Below are 12,907 nucleotides of genomic sequence, written 5' to 3'. Positions count from 1 at the left end.
CGTCAATTACATTCAATTGGCAGCAGCGCTTGAGCTGTAAATTTTTCAATGCATGCCAAACGCTCATGGATAGCGCTATCATAATATATTATTCAGGTCGAGTTTCGGTTATTCCAATTGGCGTTAAATGCTAAATGGCATATCGACGTTAGACCTAATACAATCGATTACAGCACACGTCGTATACATACGGAAGAAGCACCTCAATTATTTATGTTATCGTTAACATTTCACTGACTGCTGTAAACTCTCAATTAATTGACAATTTGATTATCTAATTTACCGTGGTGGAATAATGATTCGTCAGTCCACGGCGTAAATTAGCAGGGCGGTAGAAAAGCCACCCGAATGTGGAGGGGTGTTAGCGTGTCCGGTTTACGAGAGTTGACGCCACGCGTCCGTCATTTGCCGTCGATCATGATTGGATCGCTTACTACCGCGAGTATCTTGCTGACGACCGCGGTTTCCGGCCAATCGCTTCCATCGGAACCTAGCACGCCCGTCGATTTGGCCAGTCCATTGGTCGGTACCGCGCCGTTGGACAGGCGCGACCTGATCGGCAATGCGCCTCCGCCTGGCGAGCCGGTTTATTCCGGCCAGACCTCGCCGGGTGCAAGATTACCGCACAGCTCGGTGGAGGTCGCGCCGGTCAACGTTAATATCGAGCTCAGCTACCCGACTGGCGTTCCTACGCCCTACCACTATCCGAACCCGACGATGCTAGGCTTCACGGCAGGCGGCGGCGCGACCTATGGCGGCCGGGCCAAGCCGATCTTCATGCCGATCGTCGGCGACTGGACGGTGCCCCCCGCCTACACGTCCGTACATTACGACAAGGCGCGGGAAAACGCTGCCCCGGGATATTATTCTGTCAATCTGGACAACGGGACGAAAACGGAACTGACCGCGACCCGCTGGACCGGCATGATGCGTTTCACCTTTCCCCGGACCGACCGTGCCAGCATCATCATCAATCTGCCGCGGGCAGGGGGCACGGTGGAAATGGTCGGCGACCGGACGATCCGCGGCGCAGCGCAGGATGGGCAGGACGAAGACTCCGCGGACGGTCCCTACTTTGTGGCGATGTTCTCCCGTCCGATCCGCGACATGGGGACCTTTCGCAAGGCGCCCGGCGATCGGCCGGTCTGGGGCATCGGCGACAAGGATGTCACCGCCGACCGGCGCAAGGTCTCCGGTGCCTTTGCCGGAGCCTATGCGAGCTTCGCGACGCAACAGGGCGAGACGATCCTGGTCAAGATCGCACACGGCCATAGCTATGCCGAGGCTGAGCGTCGGCTAGCGGCCGAAAATCCCGGCTGGGATTTCGATCGTATCCGCGCTTCGGCGCGCGGTGCTTGGGCAGATCTGCTCGATCGGGTCGAGGTGGTGGGTGGCACGCCACAACAGCGGCGGCTATTTTATTCCACGCTGTTTCAGTCCTTTGCCAGCCCACGTCTCATCGCCAAGGCGGGGGAGACGCTGACTGGCCCACGCGGAACGGTGACGGTATCGCATGATCGCTACAGCGCGGTCCCCTATTGGGATACGGCACGTAATCAGCTCTCGCTGCTCGAGTTGATGGAGCCCAAATTGCTGGCGCGCGTGATGCAGTCCGAACTGGACGATGCGGGCGAGCGTGGGTTCATGAACAGCTCGTTCCACGGCGATCACGCGGTTCTGATGTATCTGGGGGCGATGCAGCGAGGCGTGCCGTTCGACTACGCCGCCGCTTACGAAGCGCTCCGGCGCAACGCCACCGATCCCAAGGGGCCGCGCGCCTATCTGAACGAATATCTGGCGCGCGGCTGGATTTCGGACATCGTGCCGGAGGGCAGCCCGAGCCCGCCCTATGCCGGTGGCAAGGCGGGCATGGACAAGACGCTGGAATATGCGTGGGACGATCATGCCCTGTCGGTAATGGCGACACGGCTGGGACGGACCGAGGATGCGGTGATGTTTGCCCGGCGCGCGAGCAATTATCGCAACGTCTTCGATCGCAAGACGGGCTTCATGCGCGGCCGGACCGAGGATGGTCGCTGGATATCTCCCTTCGATCCGCGTGAGCCCTATTATAATTTCGCTAGCAAGGAGGCATCGGGCTGGTCGAACCTGTGGCTCGTGCCCCACGACGTGTCGGGCCTGCGCGACTTGCTGGGCGGACGCGCGGCGTTCGCGGCGAAGCTGGATGCGTTTTTCACCACGCCCTATGCGCCGAAGGGGATATGCCGCGATTGCACCGGTGTGATCGGGCAATATGTGCAGGGCAACCAGCCCGATCAGCATGCGCCCTATCTCTATGCCTGGGCGGGTCAGCCCTGGAAGACACAGGCCCTGGTCCGGCGCATTCTGGCGGACCTGTATGGCAGCGATGCCACGGGCAACGGCTATCCGGGCATGGACGACCAGGGATCGACCTCGTCCTGGTATGTGCTGAGCGCGATGGGCTTTTACCCCGTCGATCCGTCGATGCCTTTTTATGTGATCGGCAGCCCGATTTTCGAGCGGATCAAGATGCGGCTGGGCAATGGTCGCACGCTGGAGGTGGTCGCGACCAACAACTCCGCGACCAACCGGTACATCCAGTCGGCGACGCTCAACGGCCGCCCCTGGACTAAGCCCTGGTTCAGCCATGACGACATCAAGAACGGGGCCGTGCTGGCATTCGTCATGGGGCCGAACCCCAACCGCGAATGGGGAAGCGCGCCCGACGCCGCGCCGCCATCGATGTCCGCAGAAGGTCAGAAGCCATGATGGGAATGCCCATGCCAAGACTTGCCGCCGCCATGCTCCTGGCCTTTGCGACCACGAGCGGCGCCCAGGCGCAGACCGCGCAGAATGGCGTCAAGGACGGAGTTTATACTGGCCTGATTGCGACACGCTGGGGCCGGGCCGTGACGGCCGACAATGTCTGGCAAAGCTATCCACGGCCGCAGATGAAGCGCACCGCCTGGCAGAACCTGAACGGCCGCTGGGATTATGCGATCACCAAGGCGTCGGCACCGCAGCCGAGCCGGATGGATGGACGGATTCTCGTACCATTCCCGGTGGAGTCGCGCCTGTCGGGTGTGGCGCGTCGCGTCCTGCCCGAAGACCGCATTTGGTACCGGCGGCGCTTTACCGTACCAGCGGACTGGGCGGGGCAGCGGGTGATGCTCAACTTCGGCGGCGTCGACCACAGTACGGTCGTCTGGGTCAACGGCGCGGTCGCCGGATCGCATAAGGGCGGCTTCGATGCCTTCGGCTTCGACATCACGAACCAGTTGAAGCCCGGCGAGAACGAGTTGCTGGTTCAGGTGGCCGACCCGACGTCCTCGGGAAGCCAACCACGCGGCAAGCAGAGCCTCGATCCCTCGGGCATCTGGTATACAGCGGTCAGCGGGATCTGGCAGACGGTGTGGCTGGAGCCGGTGCCCAAATTGCATATCGCGGATGTCCGCGCGACCCCCGACATCGACCGCGGCGTCATCGATGTCGAAGTGGCGCTCAACGCCTGGGCTTCCGATACCGACGCCGTGCGGATCACCGCGCATAGCGGCGGCAAGGCCATCGCGTCGACCGTCATCCGTGCCAATCGTCGCGCCACGCTGGCGATCCCGAATGCCCGGCTTTGGTCGCCGGAACAGCCTTTCCTCTATGATCTGACCACGGAATTGGTGACGGTCCGTGATCCCTATGCGGGCAAGTCGGAACGCGATCGCGTTGCATATGATGCGCGCTTCACGCCCTCAGAGGATCAGAACTATGCCCGGGCCGTGGTGACGGGCGCGCCACGCGACATGGTCGAAGGCTATTTCGCGATGCGCAAGATCTCGGTTGGGCCAGGCCAGGTAGCAGGCCAGCCCGCCTTGTTGCTGAACAACAAACCCTATTTTCAGAACGGTACGCTGGATCAGGGCTGGTGGCCCGACGGCCTGTGGACCCCGCCGTCCGAAGAGGCGATGCGGTATGACCTGGAATGGTTGAAGAAAGCGGGCTTCAACATGGTCCGCAAGCACATCAAGGTCGAGCCCGCACAATATTATCACGATGCGGACCGGCTCGGCATGCTGATCTGGCAGGACATGCCTTCGGGCGGTGGCGAGGACCAGTTCGTCACGGGCGCGAGCAAGGCGCAGGCCGTGATGTCGTCCGATATGATGGCGGAGAACCAGAACGAACTGACGCGCATGATCGGCGGGCTTCGCGCCTTTCCGTCGATCGTGTTGTGGGTCGTCAACAACGAGGGATGGGGGCAGTACGACTCCGCGACCTTAGCGCGCTACGTCAAGGGCATGGATCCCAGCCGCCTGGTCAACGCCGACAGCGGATGGCTGGACGTCGCACCCGATGTCTCCGACGTGTTCGATATCCATACCTATGAGGATGTTCCCAACACCCCGACGCGACAGAGCCGTCGCGCGCTGGTCCTTGGAGAATATGGCGGGATAGGCCTGCCGGTTGCCGCTCACCTCTGGCGGCCGGGCAAGACCAATTGGGGGTATCAGGCGGCCAAAGACGGCGCGGACTACCTCGCCCGGTATCGTCTCAAGATGGAGAGGGTGATCCGCCAGGCGCGCGATCACGGGCTGAGTGCCGCCGTCTACACCCAAACCACCGACGTCGAAGACGAGATCAACGGCCTGCTGACCTTCGACCGCGCGGTAGAAAAGGCATCGCCCGAGGCATTCGCGGCGATCGCCGCACCGCTCTGGCGGCAGGAGGAGGGGCGCTGACGCAGCCATCCGGTCGTCCTGGGCGCATGCGCGATGCCTGCGGAGTTTCACATAGCAGAACTGGTCAACCAGTCCGACGAAATTGACGACATGCTTCACTTGTCAGGGTGAGATGAACGCCACGGGCTAGAAGCAACGAGCCGGCCGAAAAGCCGCCATCGGTGCCGTGGCATAGAGGGAGGAAACAGGAAATGAGCTTCGTGCATAGAGTGGGATCGGCAGCCCTGCGCCGCAGGATGGCAATCGGTCTCTTATCGTCGGTCAGCGTCATGGCGGCCATGACCCCGGCGGCGCATGCCCAGCAGGCCCCGGTGGCGGGCCAAGTCCAGGACCCGCTGAGCAACCAGGCCGATTCCGGCGTGACCGGCGACTCCTCCGCGGCCGGCAATGCCCAGGCGACGAGCGACGCGGGGGATATCGTCGTCACCGGCTATCGCCGGTCGATCGAGGAAAGCCTGTCGCAGAAGCGCGAGGCCAACGCCTTTGTCGATGTCATCACGGCCGAAGATGTTGGCAAGTTTCCCGACAAGAACGTCGCGGACTCGCTGCAGCGCGTGCCTGGCGTCATCATCGATCGCGATGGTGGCGAAGGTAGCCGGGTCAGCATTCGCGGCCTCAGCTCCGACCTGACGCTGACCGAACTCAACGGCAATTTCATCGCCTCGGCCGACAGCGGTGACCCGTCGCGCTCGTTCAACTATCTGTTGCTGCCCTCGACGCTGATCGGCAGCGTCGAGGTCTACAAATCCTCCGAGGCGCGGCTCGACGAAGGCGGGGTGGGCGGCGTCATCATCAACCGGACCCGTCGACCTTTCGATCTCAAGCCATGGTCGGGCAACATCTCGGTCGAGGGCACCTATGCCGATGTCACGCGTAAGGTCGAACCCAACGTCTCGGGCCTCGTCTCCTGGCATAATGAAGAGAAGACCTTCGGCCTGCTGCTCGGCGCGACCTATCAGGAACGTACAAACCGCTCGCTGAGCGCATCGGGTGATTCCTGGCACTGGTGGACGGACGACAGGACGACACAGCCCGCGACGGATGTGAACGGCAAGGCCTATGCCAATGACGATGCCATAAACTATTGGAATGACGGCCAGAATGGCGGTGTTAGCACGCGCGATAGTAAGCGCTATAGCGGCTATTGGGCGCCGCAATCGGTCAGCGAGACGATCCTCGATCAGAAGCGCAAGCGGCTGGGCATCCAGGCGACGGCCCAGATGAAGCCGTTCGACAACATGACGATCACGGCCAATTACTTCCGGTTCCAGCTCAACGGCGACTATACCAGCAGCACGATCAAGATCCCCGAATGGGGCTATGGCAATTTCTTCACCGGGGGCACGCTGGACAGGAGCGGAACGGTGTTGACCGGCGCCAACTTCCAGGTTCCCCCTGAGGGCACCGGGTGTCGCGTGGCTGGCAATCTGTGCACGATGGAAACGCCCGCGCCGCAGGACACATACACACGCGAAAAAACCGTCTCCAACACATATGACGTACGCGGCGATTGGTCGCACGACCGGCTGGAGGCCAGCTTTATCCTCGGCAAGACGAAGGCGAAAGGCGGACCGTCCTTCCAGTTCTATGCGCAGGCCAAACCTCGCAACGGCACTGTCAACGGCAACTCGCTCAGTGCGTGGAACTTCACCGACCAGTCGATCGCGATGCAGTTCTCACCCGACATCATCCAGAACATGCTGAACGGCGTGGCGCAGATCGACCTGGGGTCGACGGGGTCGGGCTTCACCAACAGCTCGATCTCGCAGCGTTACGCCCAGGTCGACGTCACGCGCCATTTCGAGACGTTCATCGACTCGCTGCAACTGGGTGTGAAGTGGCGCGACGGGAAGATCCACCGCGAGACGGGGCGTTTCGAATGGTATTCCGACGCGGGGAATACACTGAGGTTTCAGGATACACCGGGCGGTGCGCTGGCGCTGCCGGAAATCTTTTTCCCCAATTCGCTGGGCAATATCGCAGGCGGGTTCGAGACGACCGCTTTCCCGGCAATCAATATCTCGAAATATATCGATTATTTGAACCAAACCTATAATGGCCCGGTGCGCGTCGCCGAACCGCAGAACGTCTATGACATCGGCGAACGGATCTGGGCGGGCTACGCTCAGCTGAACTTCAAGTCCGACCGGGTGCGGGGCAATCTTGGCGTGCGCCTGGTCAATACGCGTCAGAGCGGACTTTCGACCGACGTTCTTTATTACGAAAACGACTATTGCCAGAACGGCCCTGGCGGACCGTTCGACCCCAATCGCCCCCTGGGCGAGGACGGCAATTGCCTGGTCATCCCGCAAAGCCAGCGCGAACTCAGGGTGTTCAGCCAGAATAGCGAGCGCAAGAGCTACACGGACATACTTCCCAGCTTCAACATTTCTTGGGACGCGACGTCCGATCTGCTTCTGCGCGGCGCGGTGTCGAAGGTCATCTCACGACCGAATTTCGGCGACCTGGCCGGGGCGCGGGGGCTGACGTTCAATGCCGATCCGTTCGTCTTCGATCGCAAGGAGTTCGGCGCGCTGCCGGGCTGGTTCGGCAATGGCGGTAATTTCGACCTGAAGCCCTTCAGCGCCTGGCAATATGATGTGGGCGTCGAATGGTATTTCCATCGCGGCTCGGTCATCGGCGCGACGTTGTTCCGCAAGGATGTGTCGAACTTCATCGTTCCGGTAGTGATCGACCTTCAGCAGGAGGTCGCGGGCGAGACGGTCACGGTGCAGCAATATGCCACCCAGGCCAACGGATCGAAGGCGGTGTCGCAGGGTGTCGAGGTTTATGCACAGCATACGCTGCCCTTCGGCCTCGGGGCGCAGGTGAACTTCACCTTCAACGACACGTCCACGGCCGACGTGTCGCTCAACGGTTCTTCGGTCGGCAGTTCGCCTCTCGTCGGCAGCGCCAGGACGCAGGTCAACGCCTCGGTGTTCTACGAGCATGGGCCGGTGCTGCTCCGCGCCTCCTACAACCGGCGCGGCGAGGTCGTGCGCGGCCTGTCCTCCGGCCTGAACGTCTATTCTGACCCGTATCAGCAGGTCGATCTGAACGCCGCCTTCAACCTGATCGACAATCTCCAGTTAACCGCCTCGGTCATCAACCTGACCAAGTCGGAGGAACGGGCACATTTGGGCAACGACACGAAGGACCGTTTCATCTCGAACGTCTATTCGGGTCGGCGCGCCTATGTCGGAGTGTCCTACAAGTTTTAAGGCCCCCCTGGGGTGGCTTCTCATGAAGCCACCCTCTTTTCTTTCTCGATGGATGAGGATCGCGCGTCATTCGACATCTCGCTCCCAAATGGATCGCCACGCTGGCCTCGATCGGCTTGGCCGCTATGGCGTCGGCATCGAATCCGATCGTGCGTGGCTGGTATGCCGACCCCGAGATCCGCGCGTTCGGCGACCGGTACTGGATCTACCCGACCTATTCCGACGATGACGGCGTACCGGACCGAACCTCCCGGTTCTCCGCGGCGCAACAGGAGGCGCGCAAACGCCATACCGTGCGCCCGTCCTATGCCTATCAGACGTTTTTCAACGCCTTTTCGTCGCCCGATCTCGTCCACTGGACCAAGCACCCCCATGTCTTCGATGTGACGCGCGCCGCATGGGCGGCCTATGCGATCTGGGCGCCCTCGGTCATCGCCGCCAATGGCCGCTATTACATGTTCTTCAGTGCCAACGACATTCAGAGCGATCGCGAGCTTGGCGGTATCGGACTGGCGGTCAGCGACACGCCGGGCGGCCCGTTCAAGGATGCGTTGGGCAAACCGTTGATCGACGCCTTTCACAACGGCGCGCAACCGATCGATCCCTTCGCCTTCCGCGATCATGACGGGCAGGTCTATCTGTTCTATGGCGGGTGGGGGCACTGCAACGTCGTCCGCCTGAGCCGCGATCTGAAGTCGGTTCTGCCCTTCGCGGACGGGACGACGTACAAGGAGATCACGCCCCCCGGCTATGTCGAGGGCTCCTTCCTCGTCGAGCGCAAGGGGGTCTATTATCTCATGTGGTCGGAGGGCGGGTGGACCGGTCCCGACTATAGCGTCGCCTATGCCATGGGGACGAGCGCGGTCGGGCCGTTCAAGCCGATGGGCAAGATCCTGACCCAGGATTTCCGCATCGCCCGCGGGGCGGGGCATCATTCCGTCGTGAACGTACCGGGCACGGACGACTGGTTTATCGCCTATCATCGGCGTCCGTTGGCGACCGACCGGGGCGAGCATCGGCAGATCGCGATCGACCGGATGTATTTCAACGCTGACGGCACGATCCGTCCGGTCGTGATGACCAACGACGGCGTGAAGCCGCGACCGATCCGCCGCGCAAAATGACACGCAGGCAAGAGAATATGGGGAGATTGATGGTGAGCAAGGCTTTTGGAGCGACTGTACGCAACTCCCTGGCGACACTGTCGGCGATTGGCTTGATCCTGCCGATGCCGTCCATCGCGATCGCACAGGCGCGCGGGGCGACGCAGACGGAGTCGCTGGCCGATCTGGTCAATCCGCTGATGGGCACCGACTCCGACTATACTTTGTCCTATGGCAACACCTATCCGGCGGTCGCGGTGCCATGGGGCATGAACTTCTGGTCACCGGTCACGGGGAAGATGGGTTCGGGCTGGGGCTATACCTATCACGACAAGAAAATCAGCGGCATTAAGCAGACGCACCAGCCCAGCCCCTGGATGAACGATTACGCCGCGTTCGAGATCATGGCGGAAACCGGCCCGGTGCGCATCAAGCAGGATGAGCGGGCGTCGTGGTTCAGCCATAAGGCGGAGGAAAGCCATCCCTATAAATACAAGGTGTATCTGGCCGATCATGACGTGACCGCCGAGGTGGTGCCGACCTCTCGCGCGGCGCAGTTCCGGTTCACCTTTCCCCAGAGTGATGACGCACACATCGTACTCGACGCCTATAACAAGGGGTCGATGGTAACCGTCGATCCGCAGCGACGGCGCATCACCGGCTATGTCCGCAACAATAGCGGAGGGGTGCCGGACAATTTCCACAATTACTTCGTGCTTGAATTCGACCACGACTTCGTCGTCTCGCGCACATGGGACGAAAACTGGCAGCTTCACGATGCCTTGAAGAGCGAAGGCGGGCATGTCGGCGCCGTCGTCAGCTTCAAGACAAGGAAGGGCGAGCAGATCGGCGTAAAGGTCGCGTCGTCGTTCATCAGCGCCGAGCAGGCCGAGCGAAACCTGACGAAGGAAATTGGTACCGACGGTTTCGCGCAGACCGAGGCCAAGGCCAAGGCGGTCTGGGACAAGGAATTGGGCCGCGTCCGCGTCATCGATCCCAGCATCGACAATCGTCGCACCTTCTATTCGGCACTTTACCGGATGCTGCAATTTCCGCGTCGCTTCTACGAATATGACGCGCGGGGGCGGAAGGTCCACTACAGCCCCTATGACGGCAAGGTCCATGACGGGCCGCTCTACACCGACAACGGCTTCTGGGACACGTGGCGCGCCGTCTTCCCCTATTTCGCGCTGATGTACCCGGACGTGGACGGTGAGATCATGCAGGGGCTGGTCAACACCTACAAGGAGTCCGGCTGGCTCCCCGAATGGGCGAGCCCGGGCCACCGCAGCGTGATGATCGGGTCGAATTCGGCCAATATCATCGCCGACGCCTATCTTAACGGCGTGCGCGGCTTCGACGTCAACACGCTCTACGAGGCCATGGTCAAGAACGCGACCACTTCCGAGGGGCGGCCGCGCGACAAGAAGGGGAACGTCCTCGACGCGGTCGGGAGAGAGGGCGTCGAATATTACAACAGGCTCGGTTATGTCCCGTACGATGTCGGGATCAACGAGAATGCCGCACGCACGCTCGAATATGCGACCGCGGACTTTTCGCTGTCGCGGCTGGCGGCGGCACTCGGCAAGACCGACGATGCACGCAAATATGCGGCTCAGGCGCAGAACTACCGCAAGCTTTACGATCCCCAGACGGGCTGGATGCGCGGCCGCAATCAGGACGGGAGTTGGGAAACGCCGTTCAACCCGCTGAAATGGGGCGATGCCTTCACGGAGGGCAACGCGCTCCACTATAGCTGGTCGGTGATGCAGGACGTTCGCGGTCTGGCCGAGCTGATGGGCGGCAACAAGGCGTTCGAGGCGCGGCTGGATTCGATCTTCACCACGCCGCCTTTGTTCGACGACAGCTATTACGGCCAGACCATCCACGAGATCCGCGAGATGCAGATCGTCGACATGGGCCAATATGCGCATGGCAACCAGCCGATCCAGCACATGATCTACCTTTACGACTGGGTCGGCGCGCCATGGAAGACGCAATATCATGTGCGTGACGTGATGCGGAAACTCTACGCCGCCACGCCCGACGGCTATCCGGGTGACGAGGATAACGGCCAGACATCGGCCTGGTACGTCTTCTCGGCGCTCGGTTTTTACCCCGTGACGCCGACGGTCGGCCAATATGCGATCGGCAGTCCGCTGTTTCGCCAGGTCGAATTGACCATGCCGGGCGGCAAGCGCCTGACCATCGAGGCGCAAAACAACGGGCCGGACAATGTCTATATCCAGTCGGCCACGCTCAACGGGCGACGCTACGACAAGGCTTGGTTGTCGAGGCAAGACTTGCAGGGCGGCGGCAAGCTGACCTTCGTCATGGGGCCCAAGCCCAACACCGCCTGGGCCAGCAGCGCGGCCGCCGTACCATTCTCGATGAGCCAGCCGGGAGCCGTACGTCCATGACTCCCATCGCGATGAACCGTCGTAATCTGGTATTGGGCGGAGTAGCGTTGTCGGCGTCGCTGCCGTTCGGCGCGGCCAGCGCAGCGCCGGGCGCCGTGCTGCCCAGCAAGCGCCCGCCGCACGGCGAACGCGCCTTCACCAGCCCGGCGGTCGAGGATGAGATCAAGCGGGTGAAGGCGAAGATCGCCGACCCGCAACTCGCCTGGCTGTTCGAGAATTGCTACCCCAACACGCTGGATACCACGGTCCAGCCGGGCACCGTGGACGGCAAGCCCGACACCTTCGTCATCACCGGCGACATCGACGCGATGTGGCTGCGCGACAGTTCGGCCCAGTTGCAGACCTATGTACACCTGACACCGCGGGACCCGGCCTTGCGGACACTGTTCCATGGCGCCATGCAGCGGCAAGCCCGGTGCATCCTGCTGGACCCCTATGCCAACGCCTTCATGAAAGATCCGACGGCGCGCACCACCCTGTCGGCGGCGGGGGACGTCACCGAGATGAAGCCAGGCGTGGCGGAGCGGAAATGGGAGATCGATTCGCTCTGCTATCCGATGCGGCTGGCCCATGCCTATTGGACGGCGACCCGCGATCGGGCCCCGTTCGACGCGTTGTGGCGGCAGGGCATGGCGCGGGCGGTAGCGACCCTTCGCGAGCAGCAGCGGCTGAATGGGCCCGGACCCTATCATTTCCAGCGCCGCGACGTTTCGCCGACCGAGACGCTGATGTTCGGCGGATACGGCGCGCCCACCCGGAAGGTCGGGTTGATCCATTCGGGATTTCGGCCGTCCGACGATGCCTGTGTCTATCCATTCCTGATCCCGTCCAACCTGTTCGCCGTCGCCGCGCTTCGTGGTTTGGCGGTGGTGCTGAACGAGGCATGCGGCGACACGGCGGGTGCGACCGACGCCCGCGCGCTCGCCGACACCGTCGCTAAGGCGCTCGATGCGCATGGCAAGATGGCCGATGGCCAGGGACATGAGGTCTGGGCCTTCGAGGTCGATGGCTATGGCAACGCGATCTTCATGGACGATGCGAATGTGCCCAGCCTGTCCGCCTTGCCGCTCCTGGGCGCGGCGGAGCGCAACGATCCGCTCTATCGGCGCACCGCCGCCTTGGCCTGGAGCCCGCGCAACCCCTATTTCTTTGCCGGGCGGGCAGCGGATGGTATCGGCGGGCCGCATGTCGGCATGGACATGATCTGGCCGATGTCGATCATCACCCGGGGGCTGCTCAGCGACGACGATGCCCTCATCCGTCAGTGCTTGGCGTGGCTGCGCACGACCCATGGCGGCACCGGCTTCATGCACGAGAGCTTTCACAAGGACGATCCGACAAAGTTCACGCGAAGCTGGTTCGCATGGGCCAACGGGCTGTTCGGAGACTTCATATTGGACGTGGCGCGGCGCAGGCCCGCGCTGCTTGCCGCACCCTATACGGCATAAGGG

Annotated in this window: 6 protein-coding genes; all 6 read left to right on the top strand. The window is 62.1% G+C overall.

The window, feature by feature from the left end:
• The first annotated feature begins 417 nt into the window (after window positions 1–417).
• The 6 genes from SP6_RS08895 (at window position 418) to SP6_RS08870 (ending at window position 12,904) form a co-directional block, all read left to right on the top strand.
• The gene (locus SP6_RS08895; RefSeq protein ID WP_037569636.1) at window positions 418–2,751 is read left to right on the top strand and encodes a GH92 family glycosyl hydrolase; all 2,334 of its coding nucleotides are present in this window, start codon (window positions 418–420) and stop codon (window positions 2,749–2,751) included.
• Window positions 2,752–2,762: 11 nt separating this feature from the next.
• Window positions 2,763–4,712 (top strand): glycoside hydrolase family 2 protein, encoded by a 1,950-nt coding sequence (locus SP6_RS08890; RefSeq protein ID WP_227876559.1) that lies wholly within the window; start codon window positions 2,763–2,765, stop codon window positions 4,710–4,712.
• A gap of 269 nt (window positions 4,713–4,981) precedes the next feature.
• Entirely contained in the window at window positions 4,982–7,933 is a 2,952-nt protein-coding gene (locus tag SP6_RS08885) for a TonB-dependent receptor (RefSeq protein WP_227876558.1), read from the top strand.
• 125 nt (window positions 7,934–8,058) lie between these two features.
• A complete protein-coding gene (locus SP6_RS08880) occupies window positions 8,059–9,057 on the top strand; it encodes a glycoside hydrolase family 43 protein (protein ID WP_042468867.1) in 999 nt (332 codons plus the stop codon).
• A 104-nt stretch (window positions 9,058–9,161) separates the two neighbouring features.
• Window positions 9,162–11,456, top strand: coding sequence for a GH92 family glycosyl hydrolase (locus tag SP6_RS08875; RefSeq protein WP_007406470.1), 2,295 nt, complete (start codon window positions 9,162–9,164; stop codon window positions 11,454–11,456).
• Window positions 11,453–12,904 carry a glycoside hydrolase family 125 protein gene (locus SP6_RS08870; RefSeq protein ID WP_007406437.1) on the top strand — a complete coding sequence of 484 codons (1,452 nt, stop codon included), beginning with the start codon at window positions 11,453–11,455 and terminating at the stop codon, window positions 12,902–12,904. The genes SP6_RS08875 and SP6_RS08870 overlap by 4 nt, the downstream gene beginning before the upstream one ends.
• Window positions 12,905–12,907: the final 3 nt, after the last annotated feature.

The organism is Sphingomonas paucimobilis NBRC 13935 (assembly GCF_000739895.2).
In the GTDB taxonomy this organism is placed as follows: Bacteria; Pseudomonadota; Alphaproteobacteria; order Sphingomonadales; family Sphingomonadaceae; genus Sphingomonas; species Sphingomonas paucimobilis.
The sequence above is the reverse complement of the archived record's forward strand: the minus strand, read 5'-3'. Positions and strand labels throughout refer to the sequence as shown.

Excerpts from the sequence above, each read along its gene's own strand:
- SP6_RS08895 (WP_037569636.1), top strand. The coding sequence starts at position 418 with ATGATTGGATCGCTTACTACCGCGAGTATCTTGCTGACGACCGCGGTT.
- SP6_RS08890 (WP_227876559.1), top strand. The coding sequence starts at position 2,763 with ATGCCAAGACTTGCCGCCGCCATGCTCCTGGCCTTTGCGACCACGAGC.
- SP6_RS08885 (WP_227876558.1), top strand. The coding sequence starts at position 4,982 with ATGGCGGCCATGACCCCGGCGGCGCATGCCCAGCAGGCCCCGGTGGCG.
- SP6_RS08880 (WP_042468867.1), top strand. The coding sequence starts at position 8,059 with ATGGCGTCGGCATCGAATCCGATCGTGCGTGGCTGGTATGCCGACCCC.
- SP6_RS08875 (WP_007406470.1), top strand. The coding sequence starts at position 9,162 with ATGCCGTCCATCGCGATCGCACAGGCGCGCGGGGCGACGCAGACGGAG.
- SP6_RS08870 (WP_007406437.1), top strand. The coding sequence starts at position 11,453 with ATGACTCCCATCGCGATGAACCGTCGTAATCTGGTATTGGGCGGAGTA.